20 protein-coding genes are annotated in these 17,554 nt (G+C 71.3%); 10 read left to right on the top strand and 10 right to left on the bottom strand.

The features are described 5' to 3' along the window. Positions 1–26: 26 nt before the first annotated feature. Positions 27–935 (top strand): DUF5926 family protein, encoded by a 909-nt coding sequence (locus RC2_RS18260; RefSeq protein WP_068144744.1) that lies wholly within the window; start codon positions 27–29, stop codon positions 933–935. Here the strand turns inward: RC2_RS18260 and RC2_RS18255 are convergent. The 3 genes from RC2_RS18255 to RC2_RS18245 form a co-directional block, all read right to left on the bottom strand. Further along, complete coding sequence (locus RC2_RS18255; RefSeq protein ID WP_371829122.1) at positions 922–1,818, bottom strand: LCP family protein; 897 nt, start codon at positions 1,816–1,818, stop codon at positions 922–924. The genes RC2_RS18260 and RC2_RS18255 overlap by 14 nt on opposite strands. Before the next feature lie 393 nt (positions 1,819–2,211). Beyond that, positions 2,212–2,991, bottom strand: coding sequence for a CPBP family intramembrane glutamic endopeptidase (locus RC2_RS18250; protein WP_072681744.1), 780 nt, complete (start codon positions 2,989–2,991; stop codon positions 2,212–2,214). Positions 2,992–3,001: 10 nt separating this feature from the next. Then, positions 3,002–3,781 (bottom strand): DUF2470 domain-containing protein, encoded by a 780-nt coding sequence (locus RC2_RS18245; RefSeq protein WP_068148846.1) that lies wholly within the window; start codon positions 3,779–3,781, stop codon positions 3,002–3,004. 103 nt (positions 3,782–3,884) lie between these two features. Here RC2_RS18245 and RC2_RS18240 point away from each other — a divergent pair, with 103 nt between their 5' ends. Genes RC2_RS18240 through RC2_RS18230 form a run of 3 tightly spaced genes read left to right on the top strand, consistent with a single transcriptional unit; the run spans position 3,885 to position 6,217 of the window. Beyond that, entirely contained in the window at positions 3,885–4,637 is a 753-nt protein-coding gene (locus RC2_RS18240) for a hypothetical protein (protein WP_068148849.1), read from the top strand. Positions 4,638–4,646: 9 nt separating this feature from the next. After that, the gene (gene pheA / locus RC2_RS18235; protein WP_072681742.1) at positions 4,647–5,561 is read left to right on the top strand and encodes a prephenate dehydratase; all 915 of its coding nucleotides are present in this window, start codon (positions 4,647–4,649) and stop codon (positions 5,559–5,561) included. After that, positions 5,558–6,217, top strand: a complete 660-nt coding sequence (locus RC2_RS18230) for a histidine phosphatase family protein (protein ID WP_068148852.1) — start codon at positions 5,558–5,560, stop codon at positions 6,215–6,217. The genes pheA and RC2_RS18230 overlap by 4 nt, the downstream gene beginning before the upstream one ends. A 7-nt stretch (positions 6,218–6,224) precedes the next feature. Here RC2_RS18230 and RC2_RS18225 read toward each other — a convergent pair whose 3' ends face one another. The 4 genes from RC2_RS18225 to RC2_RS18210 form a co-directional block, all read right to left on the bottom strand. After that, entirely contained in the window at positions 6,225–7,454 is a 1,230-nt protein-coding gene (locus tag RC2_RS18225) for a PPE domain-containing protein (protein ID WP_068148855.1), read from the bottom strand. After that, the gene (locus tag RC2_RS18220) at positions 7,451–7,765 is read right to left on the bottom strand and encodes a PE domain-containing protein (protein ID WP_068148858.1); all 315 of its coding nucleotides are present in this window, start codon (positions 7,763–7,765) and stop codon (positions 7,451–7,453) included. Before RC2_RS18220 ends, RC2_RS18225 begins: the two co-directional genes overlap by 4 nt. A 164-nt stretch (positions 7,766–7,929) precedes the next feature. Continuing rightward, entirely contained in the window at positions 7,930–8,262 is a 333-nt protein-coding gene (locus tag RC2_RS18215; RefSeq protein WP_068148891.1) for a metallopeptidase family protein, read from the bottom strand. Between the two features lie 13 nt (positions 8,263–8,275). Beyond that, positions 8,276–9,553 carry a septum formation family protein gene (locus RC2_RS18210; protein WP_082895531.1) on the bottom strand — a complete coding sequence of 426 codons (1,278 nt, stop codon included), beginning with the start codon at positions 9,551–9,553 and terminating at the stop codon, positions 8,276–8,278. Between the two features lie 122 nt (positions 9,554–9,675). On the opposite strand from RC2_RS18210, the gene RC2_RS18205 reads away from it, so the two are divergent. From RC2_RS18205 to RC2_RS18195, 3 genes are all read left to right on the top strand, one after another. Then, positions 9,676–10,035, top strand: coding sequence for an ankyrin repeat domain-containing protein (locus tag RC2_RS18205; protein WP_371828691.1), 360 nt, complete (start codon positions 9,676–9,678; stop codon positions 10,033–10,035). A gap of 6 nt (positions 10,036–10,041) precedes the next feature. Next, positions 10,042–11,298 carry a serine--tRNA ligase gene (serS, locus tag RC2_RS18200; protein WP_068148864.1) on the top strand — a complete coding sequence of 419 codons (1,257 nt, stop codon included), beginning with the start codon at positions 10,042–10,044 and terminating at the stop codon, positions 11,296–11,298. Positions 11,299–11,370: 72 nt separating this feature from the next. Further along, the gene (locus RC2_RS18195) at positions 11,371–12,330 is read left to right on the top strand and encodes a hypothetical protein (RefSeq protein WP_068148869.1); all 960 of its coding nucleotides are present in this window, start codon (positions 11,371–11,373) and stop codon (positions 12,328–12,330) included. 223 nt (positions 12,331–12,553) lie between these two features. Here the strand turns inward: RC2_RS18195 and RC2_RS18190 are convergent, their stop codons facing one another. Further along, entirely contained in the window at positions 12,554–12,982 is a 429-nt protein-coding gene (locus RC2_RS18190) for a hypothetical protein (RefSeq protein ID WP_245811186.1), read from the bottom strand. Positions 12,983–13,076: 94 nt separating this feature from the next. On the opposite strand from RC2_RS18190, the gene RC2_RS18185 reads away from it, so the two are divergent. After that, positions 13,077–14,210, top strand: coding sequence for an MFS transporter (locus tag RC2_RS18185; protein ID WP_068148875.1), 1,134 nt, complete (start codon positions 13,077–13,079; stop codon positions 14,208–14,210). Here the strand turns inward: RC2_RS18185 and RC2_RS18180 are convergent. Next, positions 14,182–14,775 (bottom strand): TetR/AcrR family transcriptional regulator, encoded by a 594-nt coding sequence (locus tag RC2_RS18180; protein WP_068148878.1) that lies wholly within the window; start codon positions 14,773–14,775, stop codon positions 14,182–14,184. The genes RC2_RS18185 and RC2_RS18180 overlap by 29 nt on opposite strands. Positions 14,776–14,838: 63 nt before the next feature. On the opposite strand from RC2_RS18180, the gene RC2_RS18175 reads away from it, so the two are divergent. Then, positions 14,839–15,861 carry an NADP-dependent oxidoreductase gene (locus RC2_RS18175; protein WP_082895530.1) on the top strand — a complete coding sequence of 341 codons (1,023 nt, stop codon included), beginning with the start codon at positions 14,839–14,841 and terminating at the stop codon, positions 15,859–15,861. Positions 15,862–15,915: 54 nt separating this feature from the next. Continuing rightward, positions 15,916–16,680, top strand: a complete 765-nt coding sequence (locus tag RC2_RS18170; protein WP_068148884.1) for a lysophospholipid acyltransferase family protein — start codon at positions 15,916–15,918, stop codon at positions 16,678–16,680. Between the two features lie 67 nt (positions 16,681–16,747). Here the strand turns inward: RC2_RS18170 and RC2_RS18165 are convergent, their stop codons facing one another. Beyond that, complete coding sequence (locus RC2_RS18165) at positions 16,748–17,176, bottom strand: VOC family protein (RefSeq protein ID WP_068148896.1); 429 nt, start codon at positions 17,174–17,176, stop codon at positions 16,748–16,750. Positions 17,177–17,554: the final 378 nt, after the last annotated feature.

Genomic DNA, 17,554 nt, shown 5'->3' with positions numbered 1-17,554 from the left:
CCGGAGACACGGTAGGTTCAGCGGTCGTGGGCAAGAGCAAGCGGAACAGTGGACCGAAGCCGAACAGCCGTCGCGCGGAACTGACGGCGCAGCGCCGGGCCGAGCGGGAGGCGCTGGCGGCGACGCCGACGCGGCCGTTCGAGGGACTGGCGTTCGAGTGCGACCTGGTGGCGATGCGCGAGTTCGTCGCCTCGGCCACCGCGCCGCTGCCGCTGACCGACGGCGACCGGCCCACCACGATCGCCACGGTGCTGCCCGGCGCCGTCGGCGCACTGGTCCGCGACGACGAGGCGCGCCACGCCTTCGTCGCGATGCAGGTGCAGACGTTTTCCGTCGACCTGTCGGCGGACGTCGCCGCGTCGGTGGAGTGGACACGCACGGCCGAGCCGGGCACGTCCCTGCCGGCGTCGTCGCCGAGCGAGGAGACCCCGGCGCTCCGTGATCTGGTGGTCGCCGACACGCCGCTCGAGATCACCGTCCACAAGGACTTCTCCTGGTGGGTTCCCGAGGGCGTCGAACCCGACGCCGAGGTGGCCGCCACCATCGAACGCGCGAACGGCGCGATCCTGCCGTCGGCGCGGTTGTCGGCCGACGGGGTGTCCGCCGCCTGGTGGGTCGACGCGGGCGACAAGGCCCACATCCGCTGGGTCCGACCCGAGGACGAGGACGCCCTGATGATCGCCCTCGCGCGGTTGTCGGCCCGCGGGGACCTGCACGTCGGTGAGGGCTCGCGGTTCGCGGGATCGTTCCGCACCCACGGCCTCCTGGTGCCCGTGTTCGACCTCGATCCGGAGCGTCATCCCGACGAGTGGGCCGAGGCCACCGCCGAACTCGGACGCCGTCTCGACGAGACCCTCGCCGACACCTCCGACCTCACGCCCGATCAGCGACGCGCCCGCGACGGCCTGCGCAGCCGGCAGGTCACCCTCCGCTGAGCAGGTCCGGGGGCAGCGGCTGATCCTGTGCGATCAGGTCGAAGAACCGGCTCGCCCGCTCGCGGTCGGTGAGCACCACGTTCCCCGAGCCGTCGACGTCCTCGAACCCGGCGATGGGAATCGTCGTGGTCACCGTCTCGCCGCGCAGCGCCCAGCCCAGCGACGCGAGGTTCCAGATGTGGTCGCCCTCGTCCACCTGCAGTGACGACACCAGGGCCCGCGTCAGCGGTACCAGGCGGAACGGGTTGAGGAACGTCGTCGGGCTCGTCGCCTTCGACAGCAGCGACGACAAGAACAGCCGCTGGTTGTTCATCCGGTCGAGGTCGCCGAGCGGGGTGGCGCGGGTGCGCACGAAGCCGAGGGCCTGCGCCCCGGTCAGTTCCTGACAGCCCGCGGACACGGTGAGACCCGCGAGGGGATCGTCGATGTCGTACGGCACGCAGAGGTCGACGCCGCCCAGGCCGTCGACCATGTCGGCGAACCCGCCGAAGCCGACCTCGGCGTAGTGGTCGATGCGCAGGCCCGTGACCTCCTCGACCGTACGCGTCAGCAATGGTGCGCCACCGAGGGAGAACGACGCGTTGAGCTTGTCGCTGCCGTAGCCGGGGATCGGCACGTACCAGTCGCGGGGGAGCGAGACCATGGTGGTCGGTCCCGACGACGGCACGTGGATCAGGAGGATCGTGTCGGTGCGCCCGGTTCCGATGTCGCCGCCGGTGGCCAGTTGCGCCTCCTGCTCCGGGGTCAGGCCGGTGCGGCTGTCCGAACCCACGAGCAGCCAGGTGGTGCCGGGCGTCGCGGCCGGTCGGCCGTCGTAGTTCGCGAGGGCGGGCACGCGGTTCAACGACGTGTCGGCCCAGATCAGGCCGCCGAGCAGCAGCACGACGACGAGTCCGAGCGCCAGACCGATGCGTCGTCCCCAGCGTGGTCGACGACGGGCCCGTGGCGGGGGACCGACCGGTGCGGGCGGCGCTGGTCGACGCGGGGGTGGCGGGGGACGCCGGTCGTCACGGTAACCATCGTCGCGGGGTCGGTCGGTGCTCCGGTACCGGTCGTCGCGGCGCGAGTCGGGAACTGCCGACCAGGCGCGCGGGTCCCGCTGCGGGGGTGGCGGGGCCTGGCGGGGCGGTTGACGCGGAGGTTGCCGTGGAGTCCAGTCCGGGGGCGTTCCGGAGCGCCGTCGAACCACGGGCGGCTCCTCCGACCGCGACCGGCGAGGGTCGGGTGGGGGCCGCCGCCGAGGGTCGTACGGAGGCTGCTGACTCACGACGCGACTCTAGCCGGGAAGCCAGGACAGATGGCCGCGCAGCGCGGAGTACCCCACGAAGGCGACGATGTCGATCAGCGCGTGCGCGACGACGAGCGGCCACAGCCGGGTGGTGCGCTGGTAGTACCGACCGAAGATCAGGCCCATGACCACGTTGCCCAGTCCGGCGCCGAACCCCTGGTAGAGGTGGTAGCTGCCGCGCAGCAGGGCCGAGGCCACCAGGGAGCGGTTGTCGCTCCACCCCAGCGCGCGGAGCCGGGAGAGCAGCCACGCCACGACCAGCACTTCCTCGGCGACCGAGTTCGCGATCGCCGAGAGAGTGAGGGTGACCGGCCGCCACCAGACGTCGTTCAGGGTGCTCGGCTGGACGGTGACGTTGAGGTCCAGGGCGACGGCGGCGAGGTAGAACAGCAGCCCGGGAACGCCGATGAGCGCGGCGAGCCCGACACCGTGCAGCACGTCGGGTCGCAGTCGGGCGCGGGCGAATCCGATCGCTCGCGGCCCGAGTCCACTGCGCCACAGGAAGTAGAGCCCGAGCCCGCCCCACGCGAGAAGCCGCAGCACCGACAGCAGCTGACGCAAGAAGTCGATGGGGCCCAGGGCGGACTGCGGCACGTTGATCGCAACGCTCTGATCCGACAGCGCGCCGGCTTCGAGGGCGCTCTCGACGAGCGAGAGGATCGACGACAGTCCGCTCAACCCGAACGTGACGAGCAGGACGACGGCGATCTCCCACCGGATCGCGCGGGGCGAGTTCGGATCCGGTGGGCGGGTGGTCACCGGATCGATTGTGCAGCAGTCAGCTGCCGTCGCGAGCGCGCAGTCCGTTCATGAACGGGCACCCGACGAGGATGCGCAGGGCGCGGCTCAGTTCCGTGCTGTCCGCCACGGGCTGCGGGAACGGCACCCGCACGTCGTGGTCGCCGGTCTCGCTCTCGATCCGCAGTCCGATGCCGAAGCGGTCGATGCTCAGCGGTCGCGGACGTCCGACGCGCAACGACGGCGGCAGGCGCCGGGCGATGGCCGCGATCATGTCGGCGTGGTCGGTGTCGAGGTGACGGAGCCAGTCCTCCTCGATCTCCCAGAACGGATCGGGGTCGGCCCGCAGCAGGTCCCGGACCGGGACCGGCTCCGCGCCGGTGGAGTCGGCCGCGACCACGGAGTCGAGGATCAGCCGGAGCAGCACACCCCCGTGCCCGACGTCGAGCAGGCCGGGATGCGGGAACTGCGACGCGACGGCGGCCGCCACCGAGCGCTCCGCCGTGTCCGGGACGCGGCGCAGCTCGCCCCGCAGCCAGACCAGCGACCGCACGCGTTCGCCCAGCTCGAGCGGGGCATGGTCGGTGAGTTCGAGGACGGCCGGGATGCCGGCGCGACCGGCCTGGAAGGCGAGGGCACCGACGGTGCTGTCGGCGGGGACCACGACGACCACCTCGCCGGGCTCGCGCAGGAAGTGCATCGAGGTGGCGACGGGGGCGCTGCCCTCGACGGCCAGGACCGACGTGTCGGTGCGCAGACAGACGCTGCGCACCCGCTCGGCGGTCGACGGTGCGGTGGCGGTGGTGGTGGCGCCGGCCATCTCGGTTCCCCCCTCGGTGTGAAAAAGCGGTTGGAATTAGGTAAGGGTAAGCTAACCAGTACGACCGAAGTTGTGCAACAGAGAGCGGAACTAGACTTCGGCGGTGCCCTCGGTCCCTCTCGTGCTGTCCGGGCCGCGTCCACGACGCGATCCGCGCGCCCTGCTCACCGGTCTGCTCGTCGCTCGGGAGTCCGAGATCGCGGACCCCGTGCCGGACCACCCATGGATCGGCGGCACGTCCGTTCGGGCGAGCAGTGTGCTCGCCGAGGTCGAGTCGGCGGCACTCGAACCCGGCGCCGGCGGGATCGTCCGCCTCGATGTCGAGCTGCCCGAGCCCGCGCCCGTCGCGCGCGCGTTTCGGATCGACGTCCCCCGCGAGCACCTCGAGGACGCGCTCGCCCTGACGCTGCCGGCCCCGCTGATCGTGCGTTGCACCGGCGGTGACGTGGTCGAGGTCGCGCAGGCGGTCGATGCGGCCGGTCACCATGGCGTCGTCGACGTCACCGCCCTGGAGGACGCCGCACCCGGCGGCGCGGCGGACCGCGCGGCCGACGCCCTGTCCCTCGCCGCCCACGGCGCGCACGGGGTCTACGTGATCGCCGAGACCGCCGACCAGGTGATCGCGGCCCTCGCCGGCGTCGTGGCGTCGTTGCGTGGCGACGACGTGCGGGACGCCCTCGCCACCCCGGACGTTCCGGCCCTGTTGCGTCTGCATCCCGACGCCGTGGAGGCCACGCGATCGGTGCTCCTCGGGGTCGAGGTGCCGCACCCGGCCGCGGTGATCGCCGACCTCGCACGCCGTGTCCCCGAGTGGGCCGACGCGGGAACGGGCCGCGGGGGCGGCGGGCTCGAGTAGCCTGGCGGCGTGCGTATCGCCTATTTCGGCCCGTCGGGAACCTTCACCGAGATGGCCCTCGCCAAACTGGAATCCGACGGTGTCGTCGGCCCCGGCGTCGAGCGGGTGTCGGCCTCGAGCCCGCCCGCGACGCTGGAGGCCGTGCGCCGCGGCGAGGTGGACGGCGCCGTCGTCCCCATCGAGAATTCCGTGCAGGGGTCGGTGCCGCCCACCCTCGACGCACTCGCCATCGGGGATCGGTTGCAGATCGTGGCGGAGACCGAACTCGACGTCGCGTTCACCATTCTCGGTCGCCCGGGGATCGAGCTGGACGCGGTCCGCACCGTGCGGGCCTACCCTCATGCCGCGGCGCAGGTGCAGAGCTGGATCGAGCGCGAGATGCCCGAGGCGCAGGTGGAGTTCGCCGCCTCGAATGCCGCTGCGGCCGAGGACGTTGCGGCGGGACTGGCCGACGCGGCGGTCTCCACCGGACTCGCCGGAGAACGTTTCGGACTGCCGGTGCTCGCGGACGGCGTCGCGGACGTCGGCAACGCCCGGACTCGCTTCGTCCTGGTCACTCGCCCGTGCCCACCCCCGGCGCGGACGGGGTCGGACCGCACGGCCGTGGTCCTCACGCCGGACAATCGACCCGGCACGTTGGTGGCGGCGCTCGGCGTCTTCGCGACGCGCGGCATCGACCTGACGTTCATCGAATCGCGGCCGCTCCGAACACAGTTCGGGACCTACCGGTTCTATCTGGACTGCGTCGGACATCTGGACGACGTGGCGGTGGCCGACGCCCTCCGGGTGTTGCACGAGCAGATGGACACGCGGTTCCTCGGCTCCTGGCCCAGTCACCACGTTTCCGCATCCTCCGGCTCGGTCGCCGGGGAGGACAGCGCGCGCTGGCTCGAGGCCATCCGTCGGGGCGAAGGCACGTCGTGACGGCTCGACTCGTTCTGGTGCGGCACGGTCAGACGCATTCCAACGTCGCCCGTCGGCTCGACACCCGCCCACCCGGGGCGGAGCTCACCGAGCTCGGTCACCGGCAGGCCCGCGATTACGCTGCGGCGCTGACGAATTCACCGACCGTCGTGGTGTCGTCGGTGGCGGTGCGGGCCCGGCAGACCGCGGCGCACATCGCAGAGATCACCGGCGCACCGCACCTCGTGCGCGACGGCCTGCAGGAGACGAACGTCGGTGAGCTCGAGGACCGGACCGGCGACGAGGACCACGCCCGCTTCACCGAGGTGTATCAGCGGTGGCTGCACGGCGACACCGGCGCTCGCATTCCGGGCGGCGAGTCCGCCGACGAGGTGCTCGCCCGGTACGTCCCGGTGCTCGAGGATCTGCGCCGGGAGTACCTGACCGACGACGACGCTTCCGTGCACGTCGTGAGCCACGGCGCGGCGATCCGTCTTGTCACGGCCGCGGTGTCGGACGTCGATGCGGATTTCGCCGCCGACAACCACCTGGACAACACCGGGTCGATCGAGTTGTGCCCCCGCGTCGACGGGACGTGGGAGTGCGTGCGGTGGGGCGGCTTCACACCCCCGTTCGACGCGAAAGGCAGTCGCATACCGGACGATCCGATGGGATAGCGCGGGGTCACGGGGGCCGAGCCTCGCCGATCACGGGCGGCACGGCCGACAGGCCGTCCCGACCGTCGAGGATGGTCGGTCGGCCGGGCCGGTCGAGCCGGTCCGGCGTGGAGTCCTCCTCGGTCGGCCGCATCGCCGTCGGCACGGTGCCGAACGGTGCGCGGTGGCCGGGATGGTCGGCCCCCGCGAGACCGTCGTCCGCGGGTCCCCCGCCGCCGAGCTCGGTGACACGACCCGCCGTTCCGTCCCCCCTCCACGGACTCGGCCGGAACTCCCCGAGCCCGACGACACCCCGGCCTGCCGGAGCCGTGACGGCCGACCCGCCACCGGCGCCGATCGGACCGGGGAAGGGCGCCCCGCCGCCGAGCCCGCCGCTCCCGACGCCACTGAGCGCGCCGCTCCCGACGCCGCCACTGCCGAGACCGGGACGATCACCGAATCCCCCGAGGGCCGCCTGTCCCACCTGCTGGCCGGTCTGCCCCCCGCTCTGCACCGCGGACGTCGCGGCGCGAGTCAGCGCCGGCTCCTCGCCGCGGTCGGTCGGCGACGCCCGGTGGGCGGTGGAGTCGGACGGTTCGGACTCGGGTGCTGCCTCGCCGTCGTCGCCTCGGGCGGTCGATCCCGGAGTCGCGTCACGTCCGGCATCCGCGAGCCACGGTGGTACCGCGGTCACGGAGGTCGGCGCGACGCCCGGCGCCCCGGACGTGACCGGCGGCGGTGGGTCGAACACCTCGGGCGCCGCGAGCGTCGCCGTCGCCGCCTCGTAGGCCTCCATCACGGCGGCGGCGCGGAGGTCGAGGGCGAGCCGCGCTGCGTCGGCGGCCTGCGCGGCACCGGTGACCGCGCCGCCGGCGGCGTAGGCCGCAGCTCTCGTGCCCTCCACCGCCGCGATCTCGACGGGTGTCGGCATCACCAGGCGCGCCGCGGAGACGGCGGCGGCATGGGCACCTGCGCGCGTGGCCGTCACCGCGCAGCGATCGGCGACGACGGTCGCCCAGCCGGCCGTGGCCGCCAGACCACCCGTCGCGGCGTCCGCGGCGACACCGTCCCATGCCGCGCCCAGCGCGAGCCCGACACGCGAGAGTGTGGCGGCCACGTCCGCGAACGCGCCGGCGGCGCCGGACCAGGCCGTGGCGGCCGCCGTCGCGGGAACCGGGCCCGGACCGGCGAGCAACGCCGCCGAATTGACGGCCGCGGTGCGGGGCAGCCACACCACGCCGGTGGGACCGGCGGTCATCGCGGTCCCCCGCCCGTGAGCGCGGCACCGAAGCCCGCATCCGTCGCCCGATATGCCTCCGCCTGCACCCGCAGTGCCGTTGCGGTGCGGTGCAGTTCGGCCGCGCAGGCCGCGGCCACGGCGGTGACCGACTCGGCCGCGGACCAGAAGTGGTGGGCGGCGAGCACCGAGACCTCCTCGGCGCCGGCCGGGACGGGCCGGAGCGCGGGGTCCACGCCGGCCATCGCTCCGCCGAGCCGCGACGCCGCGGCGTTCAGGTCGGCGGCGGCGGCGAGCAAGGCGGCGGGGTCGACTATCACGTGACTGGCCACGACATGTCTCCGTTCCCCGGTCGACGGACTCCGGCGAACCGGGGCGTCGACGCGGCGGGTTGGCGGACGAGCAGAGGGACGTCGTGGTTGGACGCACGCGACGTCTCGTCGGTTCCCCGCAGGTCGGACCGGGTTCGATCGGGGTCGTGGGCCGGACGCGACGCTCAGCCGAAGCCGAGCTCGTGCAACCGCTCGTCGTCGATGCCGAAGTGGTGGCCGATCTCGTGGGCGACGGTCACCGCGATCTCGCGCCGCGCGTCGTCCTCGTCCTCGGCGAGGTCAAGAATCGGCAGCCGGTAGATGTGGATGACGTCGGGAAGGTGTCCGCTGTACTCGAATCGCTCGGTCAGGGCGACGCCTTCGTACAACCCCAGCAGGTCCTCGGTGGGGTGCTCGTCCTCCACCAGCACCACGACGTTGTCCAACCGCGACATCAGTTCGTCGGGCAGGGAGTCCAGGGCGTCGTTCACCGCCTCGTCGAACTCGGCGTCGGTCATCGAGACCGGCACGTCAGGCTCCGGGCAACGGTGCCGCACCGGGAAGCGGCGTGGGCAGACTGCGGCCGTCCGGCACGGGCGGCGGGGGCACGGGTGCCACACCGTCGATGGTGATGTCGCCCTTCGCGGAGCCGACGATGGCCGCGAAACCACCGGATTCGACTTCCTTGCCCACCGAGCAGCTCACCCGACGACTGCCCGCCATCCAGCTCGATGCGTCCACGTTGTCCCAGAACAGGGTCAGGGTCTTGTCGCGCAGGACGTCGGGCCCGCCGAGATACGCCTCGGCGGCCTGAGTGCAGGTGGGCTCGAGGTAGCGGTCCTGATCGTCGACGGACGGCAGTCCGCCGGGGAACTGCGCCCCGAGATCGACCACCGAGACCACCTCGAAGGCATGCGCGGTCCCGCAGTCGACGGGATCGGTGGGCACACCCGACTCGACGCCCACGCAGGTCCCCGCGTCCCACACCGTCGACTGGTCCTGGTCGGCGACGCGCCCGACCATCTCCTGCAGCGCGCTGGTGGCGCCGGTCTGCTGGATACCGCAGCGGATGGAGCGTTCACCGTTGGCCCACCCGGCCTGGCTGGGGAACATCAGGCCCACGGAGTAGCGGCCGGTCGGATCGAAACGCCCACCGGTGTAGTCCTGGACCGCGGCGACGCAGTGCTCGTCGCGCAGCGCCGCGAAGCGTGTCGCGTCGGGGTACGGCGACCCGGTCGCGAACTCGGCGACGGGGAACGCCGCCAGGTTCACCGTCCGCGCCACCTCGAATCGGTGCGGTTCCGCGCAGGACACCTCGGCCAGGTCCTGGCGATCGGTGTCCGGGTCGTCCGTCGGGGTCCACTGCAGGCAGTCGCCGGCGTCGGAGGAGTCGAAGGACACCGTGCCCGCCGACGACCCCGCCGCCGTCGGCGCGGGCAGGTTCTCGCTCCGATCGAAGCCACCGGAGACGCCGATGGTCACGGCCGCCGCACCCACGGCGCCGATCGCGACCAGGGCCAGCAGTCGTCGTGCCTTGGCGGCCTGCACGGTGCGGCGGGACGGGCCTGCGTCCGGAGAGTCGGTGGCCGGGGAGTCGGCGTTCGAAGAATCAGCCGTCGGCACCTCGGTGGTCGGGGCGTCGGTCGTCGGCGATGCGGTCGTCGGCACTGCAATCGTCGCGGCCTCGCTGCTCACGGCCTCCGACTCCACCGTCGGCTCGGACCCTGCTGTCGACTCGGACGACCCCGTCGACGGGGTCGCGGGGTCGCCGGACTGCGGAGACGAGGGGTCGTCGGGCTTCGGAGACATCGGGACCATCATGCCTGCAGGTAGGTTCCGGCGGTATGAGTGGTGCGAATCCCGGGGAACCGGACTCTCCGGGGGCCGCGATCCCGGCCGACGTCACGGATCTGGCGACGCGGGTGTTCGACATGGCACGCGCGGGTGAGGCGACCACCCTCGCCGCGTACGTCGACGCCGGCGTGCCCGTCGACCTGACGAACGACTCCGGGGACACCCTGCTCATGCTCGCCGCCTACCACGGCCACCCCGACGCCGTGACCGCGCTGATCCACCGCGGTGCCGACGTCGGGCGCGCGAACGATCGCGGGCAGACGCCCCTCGCCGGGGCCGTCTTCAAGGGCGAGGACGACGTGGTGCGGGCGCTCGTCGACGCCGGCGCCGATCCGCAGGCCGGTCACCCGTCCGCGCTGGACGCCGCCCGGATGTTCGGCCGCGACGACTACCTGGACCTCCTCGGCCGGTCCGGCACCTCCGGCGCAGTAGGCTGACGTCCCGTGATCGACCTCAGAATCGTCCGCGAGGACCCCGACGCCGTCCGACAGTCGCAACGCACCCGTGGCGAGGACCCGTCCCTGGTCGATGCGCTGCTCGAGGCCGACGCGGCCCGTCGCGCCGCCGTCGGAGCGGCCGATGGCCTGCGCGCCGAGCAGAAGGCGCTGGGCAAGCGGATCGGCAAGGCGACGCCGGAGGAGCGCACGGAGTTGCTCGCCGGTGCGTCCGAACTGGCGGATCGGGTGAAGGCCGCCGAGGCCGCCCAGAACGAGGCCGACGCCCGTCTGGACGCCGCCCACCGTGCGCTGTCGAACCTGGTGCAGGACGGCGCACCCGCCGGCGGTGAGCAGGACTTCGTCACCCTGGAGACCGTCGGGGAGCCCACTGCGATCGACAACCCGAAGGACCACCTCGAGCTCGGCGAGGCTCTCGGGCTGATCGACATGGAGCGTGGCGCCAAGGTGTCCGGTGCCCGCTTCTACTTCCTCACCGGTCACGGCGCGCTGCTCCAGCTCGGCATGCTGCAGCTCGCGGCGCAGAAGGCCGTCGCCAACGGATTCACGATGATGATTCCGCCGGTGCTGGTGCGTCCGGAGATCATGGCCGGCACCGGTTTCCTGGGGGCGCACGCGTCGGAGATCTACCACCTCGAGGAGGACGACCTCTACCTCGTCGGTACCTCCGAGGTCCCGCTCGCCGGCTACCACTCGGGGGAGATCCTCGACCTGTCGACCGGGCCGAAGCGGTACGCCGGGTGGTCGTCCTGCTTCCGCCGCGAGGCGGGCAGCTACGGCAAGGACACCCGCGGCATCATCCGGGTGCATCAGTTCGACAAGGTCGAGATGTTCGTCTACTGCCGGCCCGAGGACGCGGACGCCGAACACCAGCGTCTGCTCGCGTGGGAGCGGGAGATGCTCGCCGCGATCGACGTTCCCTACCGCGTGATCGACGTTGCCGGCGGGGACCTCGGCTCCTCGGCCGCGCGCAAGTTCGACTGCGAGGCATGGCTTCCCACGCAGAACACCTACCGCGAACTGACGTCGACCTCGAACTGCACCACCTTCCAGGCCCGACGCCTCGGCGTGCGGTATCGCGACGAGAACGGCAAGCCGCAGGTCGCCGCGACGCTCAACGGCACCCTCGCCACCACCCGCTGGATCTCCGCGATTCTCGAGAACCACCAGCAGCCCGACGGCAGTGTCCGGGTTCCCGAGGCGCTCGTCCCGTTCGTCGGTACGGACGTGCTCCGCCCCGCCTGATCGGCCGTCGAATCCGTCGTCCTGGACGCTGCCAGTACGTGCCTTCGTCGACGGTCTCTGCAGATTGCACCGATGCGCACGCTCCTCGCCTCACACCTTCCCCGTGCGGAGAAGGCGGAAGCGGAGTGCACCGACCTGGTCGGGGATCCGGTGTTGGAGCGCGTTCGGCCGACGGTTCGGCGGGAATGGCTCCGCGTGTCCGCGGACTGCGGCCGTATGCTCGGGCCGTACGTGGCAGCGTTGGGTGAGACGGCCGTCACGAACCCGGTGGTGGCCATGTCCGCTCTGGCCCGGACGGGGTTCTTGAGAACCGACTCCGAGGGGTCGGCGATGCTCGGGGGTTATCGCGACTTGGTGCGGGCAGCGGTGCAGTCGACGCTCGACCGCGACAACCGTGCTCCGATCGCCGGCGAATTCCTCGCAGCCCTGGGCGACTACGCCGACACCTACGACCTCATGGCGGCAGTGAGGATTCCGCTGGACGAGCCGTTCGTCGTGAAGTGTTCCGAGCGGCGGGACCTCCGGCTCGACAGCAGACGCAACACGGGGCACCAGGACCTCGTCATTGCCGATGCGCGGAGCAACCACGTGACGGTGACTGTTCGTGACCCGAACGTGCGGATTTCTCGAGCGGATGCATTCCGCGCCGGGGACAGCGAACTCGCGGTGGGAACGTCGGTCACGCGCCGTAACGACCAATTCGTCGCGTTCTACAGTCACGACCCCAACCGCGACTATCGCGTCCGAGTAGATCTCCGTCTCGCGCTTCTGCGACGCCTCGAATTCGTCCCGTTCTTCGCTTCCGGGTCCGTCGTTCTGTTGTCGTTGGCTCTGATGGCCACGCCCGATCTCGACATCCGAACGTTGGCGCTCCTGGGCGGGCCGGCTGCGCTTGCCGCGTCCGTTCTCGTCGGCCGGGAGCAGTCCACGTTGGGTTCTCGTCTCCGGGTACGCAGCAAGGCGGTTCTCTGCGTGGCGCTCGCGGTTCTCACGGTCACCGTCGTGTTTCTCTATCTGACTCGCATCGCCTGAGCCCCGATGGCCCCATCCGGGCGTATTCTTTTCTTTTCAAGGAGGACCGATGCCCAAGAACACCGGACGTGGAAGCAGGTCGGCGAAGGCGGCCGAGACAGCATCGAGCGGCCGCATACCGGCCGAAGCATTCGCGCAACGCGCTGCGTCCGTAGGGCCGCGAAGCGGCACCCCTCAGCAGGGCGGATTGTTCGGGTTCGGCCGAGGAAAGAAGTAGTTTGCGTCACTCGTCCGGCGCGGGTGGCTCGGTGACCAGCACGTCGTCGGCGGGCAGGGACAGCGCCACCTCCACCATCCGCTCCGGGTAGGACGGATACGCCGGGCGAATCCACACCCGCGTGTCGTCGAGCTGGGTCATCACCATCCGGCGCCATCGCCAATCGTGCTGCGGGCGACGGAGATCGAGTTCGCTCGCCACCGGCAGCGGGGCACGTGCCCAGTAGGGCCGCGACAGGGACGACAGTCCGTGCGACTCCAACACGTCGACGGCGTGATCGAGCCGGACGTCGGTGGCGATCACGTGCCCCACCGGATTGACCGCGTCGACCAGTTCGCCGCCGTCGGCCGCGAGGTCGGAGACGGTCCACCCGACCAGCTCGCCGTCGGATGCGCGGGTGACGGGGAGGCGACTGCGCCAGCGATCGATGTCCACTGCGCCGACGGTACCGATGTCGATGGCGCTGGGATCGGACCCGTCGTAGCATCTCGGCATGCTTTGACGACGCCCACCCGCCCTCGACGTCTCCGTGGTGCTGTACGCCGCATCGCGCGAATTCGTGCCGCTGTACGCGGTGTACGCCCTGCTGTTCCGGGACACCGGTTTGTCGGTCGCCCAGATCTCGTCGCTGTTCGCGATCTGGACGCTCGTGTCGTTCGCACTCGAGGTGCCGTCCGGTGCGCTGGCCGACGTCGTGTCCCGGCGGTTGCTGCTCGTCGTCGCTGCGCTGCTCGCGGCCGCGTCGTTCGCCACGTGGATTCTCGTGCCGACCTACCTCGGATTCGCGGTGGGGTTCGTTCTCTGGGGCGTCGGTGGGGCCCTGCAGTCGGGGACGTTCGAGGCGTTGATCTACGACGCGCTGGCTCGGGACGGGCGGACGTCGTCCTACGCCGGCCTGGCCGGAACGGCCGAGGCCGCCTCGACCACGTCGACCCTCGTCGCCCTCCTCGTCACGAGCCCTCTGCTCGCTGCCGGATCGTTCGAGCTGGTCGGTTGGGCCAGTGTCGCTGCCGCCGCGCTCACCGCTGTGCTGGCCCGACGCCTGCCGGACCCGCCACGCGACGCCGCGAACGGGAATCCGGACGACGATTCGGACACCGAGCCGGGGTGGATCGACGCCCTGCGCTCCGGAACGGCGGAGGTGGTCGCGTCCCGCGCCGTCGCCCGCGGGGTGATGCTCGTCGCGGCGGTGGCGGGTGTGCTGGTGGTCGACGAGTACACCCCGTTGATCGCGGACGACCTGGGGGCGACGCCGGAGACGATCCCGCTCCTGCTCGCGATTCCGATGGTGGCCCAGATCGTCGGGACCGCGCTCGCGGGACGGGCGGCACGGGTCTCGACGCGCACGATCGCCGCGATGCCGATCGTGGCCGCGGCGGGGTTGGCGGCGGCGCCGTGGGTGGGGCTCGTCGGCGCGTTCGTCGGACTGGGGGTGGCCACCGGCATCCTGTGGGCGCTCTCCATCGTCGCCGAGACTCGGCTGCAGGACGCGATCAGGGGACCGTCCCGCGCGACGGTCATGTCGGTGGCGGGGGTCGCGTCGGAGGGAGCGGGGCTGATCGTGGTCGGCTGGTACGCGGTCGGGCCGTCCCCGGTCGTCGCGACTGCGCTGCTGGCGGTCGCGACGGTTCTGCTCAGCGGCCTGGTGCGCCGGTCGCGGTGACGTCGAGTGCGGTGACCTCGGGCGCGGCGAGTTCTCGGGCGGCGTGGGCAATCGCGATCGCTTCGGTGCGATCCACCCGCGCGATGGCCAGCGCGCCGATGTTCATCGTGGTCAACACACGTGCGGTGGTGTCGGCGTCGTGATCGCCGCGTGCGGCGAGCGCGTCCCGGAAGGCGTCGAACAGCCGACAGCGGTACGACGTGACGACGGCGGCCAGCGCGTCGTCGTGCGCGGCGGGGCCGGCGGCGGCGTCGACGAGGAGGCAACCGCGTCGGTCGGGGTCGGTCGCGGCGAGGTCGTGCGCCAGCGATTCGAAGTACGCGCGCGGGCCGTCCGGGCCGGTGAGAAGGGCGAGTCGAGGCGTGACGACCGCGGTCAGGTAGTCCTCGACGGCGGCGTCGAACAGTCCACGCTTGCTGCCGAACGCGTGGTAGATGCTCGAGCGCGCGAGGCCGGTCGCCGCCTCGAGCTCGGGGAGCGCGGTGCCGTCGTATCCCTTGGTCCAGAACAAGTCTCGCGCGGCGCGCACCACGTGAGCCCTGTCGAACGTCGGTCGTCTGCCCACGAGGGTGACACCTCCTCGGTCGAAGCGTACGGTTTTAGTGTACCGAACGATCCACAAAGAGAGGTGACTGCAGTGCAGAGCACGCAGATCCAGCTGGTGTCCCGTCCCACGGGGTGGCCGACACACGAGAACTTCCGCACCGTGACCGTCGACCTGCCCGACCTCGAGGCCGGACAGGTGCGCGTGGTCAACGAGTTCGTCTCCGTCGATCCCTACATGCGGGGCCGGATGAACGACGTGAAGTCCTACGTCCCGCCCTTCGCCCTGAACGAGACGATGACCGGCGGAGCCGTCGGCCGGGTCGTGGAGACCACCTCCGACGACCACCCGGTGGGCAGCCTCGTCTCCCATCAGCTCGGCTGGCGTGACGTCGCGCAGGGCGACGCCGCGCAGTTCCGCGTCGTGGAGGACCTCGAGGGTGTCCCGTCCTCGGCCTACCTCGGCATTCTCGGCATGACCGCCCTGACGGCGTACGTCGGTCTGCAGGACGTCGCGCACCTCCGCGAAGGCGACGTCGTCTTCGTCTCCGGTGCCGCCGGCGCCGTGGGCTCCGCGGTCGGTCAGATCGCCCGGATCCTGGGCGCGAGCCGAGTGATCGGTTCCGCGGGATCGGCCGAGAAGGTCGAGCTGCTCACCGGCAAGTACGGCTTCGACGCTGCCTTCGACTACAAGCAGGGATCGGTGACCGAGCAGCTGCACGAGGCAGCGCCCGACGGCATCGACGTCTACTTCGACAACGTGGGTGGTGACCACCTCGAGGCCGCGCTCGCCGCGTTCCGCGACGGCGGCCGGGCGGCCCTGTGCGGGGCCATCTCCCAGTACAACACCGAAGGCCCGACGCCCGGACCGAGCAACATGGCCAACATCGTCACGCGCGGACTGTCCCTGACGGGCTTCACGGTCGGCAACTACGTCGATCGCTTCCCGCGCTTCGCGCAGGACATGGGGACCTGGCTGCGCGAGGGGCGCGTGCAGTTCGACGAGACCGTCGTCGACGGCATCGAGAACACCGTGGACGCCTTCCTCGGCATGCTCCGCGGCGAGAACACCGGCAAGATGGTCGTCCGCATCGACGCCGGCTCCTGATCCGATCGGCTCACGACGCCCGACGCGGCGTCGTGAGCCGTTAGGCTGCGAGGCGTGGATCCCGTCTATCGCACCGTCATCGGCATCGCGCGCACGGTCTTCGCGGCCCAGGGCCTGAAGTTCGACGTCACCGGAGCCGAGAACATTCCGGCTCGCGGTGGCGCGGTCATCGCGATCAATCACACGGGGTACCTCGACTTCACCTACGCCGGCCTGCCGGCGCGTCGGCACAAGCGGTACATCCGCTTCATGGCCAAGAAGGAAGTCTTCGACAACTCGAAGTCCGGTCCCATCATGCGGGCCCTGAAGCACATTCCGGTCGACCGTGCCGCCGGAGCCGAGTCGTACCGCGCTGCCGTGGACGCGCTGTCGCGCGGCGAGCTGGTCGGGGTCTACCCCGAAGCGACGATCAGTCGCAGTTTCGAGATCAAGCAGTTCAAGTCGGGTGCGGCGCGCATGGCCATCGAAGCGGGCGTCCCACTGGTGCCGATCGCCATCTGGGGCGCCCAGCGCGTGTGGACCAAGGGACACCCGAAACGGTTGGGGCGCACCAAGACCCCCATCACGATCCGTGTCGGGGAGCCGATCCAGCCGGACCTGCCCGCCGCGGAACTGACCGAGCGTCTTCGCTCGACGATGCAAGCGCTGTTGCTCGACGCCCAGAAGAACTACGAGCACCCCGCCGGTGCGTACTGGGTTCCTGCTCGTCTCGGTGGCAGCGCTCCGACGCTCGAGGAAGCCGACGCACTCGACGCCGCCGACGGCGAGGCCAGGAACGCCGCACGCGAGGCGCGTGGCCAGGGGCTCGACGGAGCCTGAGGGCAGGTCCTCCTCCGGCGCCGGTCGGGGACGACCTCCCCGACCGGCGTCCGGCCTGCCCGGTCCGTCAGCTGTTGGGGCCGGCGATCTCCAACGCGATGTTGTCGGGGTCGCGGAACTCCAGAATCGCCATGCCGGCGTCGCCCAGGTCCTTGACCGGTTCGTGGTCGATCCCCAGTTCGTCGAGCACGGCCGCGGCAGCGTGCACGTCTTGCAAGCTTGCCACCGTGAAACTCAGGTGATCGAGTCCGACGCTGTCCTCGGCGAAGGTGTCGCCCGCCGGCGCCACCGGACGCAGTCCGAGCAGGCCGCCGGCGAACTTGTAGATCACCCCACCGAAGAGGAAGCCCAGCGCTTCTCGGGTCTCGGCATCCGGGTTGGGCGGGAGCTCGAACGCCACCTCGAAGCCGAAGACGTCGTCGTAGAACTTGCGGGAGACGTCGATGTCTCGAACCGTCAGCCGAACGTGGTTGTAGTCGATTGCTGCGATGGGCACGGGTTGCTCGCTCTCCGTGCGCGGGCCGCCCGACGGTCGGGCCGCGAACGCGCACAGCACGTATTCGGAGCGGCGCATGTAAGCGATGCCGACGCCGAACCACGGAAACAGGCACTCTGACCAGGCGATTTGCGTTGTGGGGTTCGGGTGCGTAGCTTTTGTCGGGTCAGAGCGACACGGACGCCGACCCGGAGCCAAGAGGCTGGGGTGAACGAGGCTGTACGGGGTCGCCTGATTCGGACAGAAAAGGTTCGTCTGCACGTGGTGTAGGCTGAGCGGACAGTCCAGAACAAGTATGAGCCCCTGACGGTGTGGTTTGACTGCGGTGTCGGGTGGTGGTTAGTCTGGAACGGTTGCCCCGGATCCGGTTCACCTGGT

The organism is Rhodococcoides corynebacterioides NBRC 14404 (assembly GCF_001894765.1).
Taxonomy (GTDB): Bacteria; Actinomycetota; Actinomycetes; order Mycobacteriales; family Mycobacteriaceae; genus Rhodococcoides; species Rhodococcoides corynebacterioides.
This window is presented reverse-complemented; position numbering and strand designations above follow the sequence as displayed.

What these genes read in the sequence shown, in the direction of transcription:
- RC2_RS18205 (WP_371828691.1), top strand. Translation starts at nt 9,676, where the DNA reads ATGGCACGCGCGGGTGAGGCGACCACCCTCGCCGCGTACGTCGACGCC.
- RC2_RS18245 (WP_068148846.1), bottom strand. Translation starts at nt 3,781, where the DNA reads ATGGCCGGCGCCACCACCACCGCCACCGCACCGTCGACCGCCGAGCGG.
- RC2_RS18210 (WP_082895531.1), bottom strand. Translation starts at nt 9,553, where the DNA reads ATGTCTCCGAAGCCCGACGACCCCTCGTCTCCGCAGTCCGGCGACCCC.
- RC2_RS18195 (WP_068148869.1), top strand. Translation starts at nt 11,371, where the DNA reads ATGCGCACGCTCCTCGCCTCACACCTTCCCCGTGCGGAGAAGGCGGAA.
- RC2_RS18215 (WP_068148891.1), bottom strand. Translation starts at nt 8,262, where the DNA reads ATGACCGACGCCGAGTTCGACGAGGCGGTGAACGACGCCCTGGACTCC.
- RC2_RS18225 (WP_068148855.1), bottom strand. Translation starts at nt 7,454, where the DNA reads ATGACCGCCGGTCCCACCGGCGTGGTGTGGCTGCCCCGCACCGCGGCC.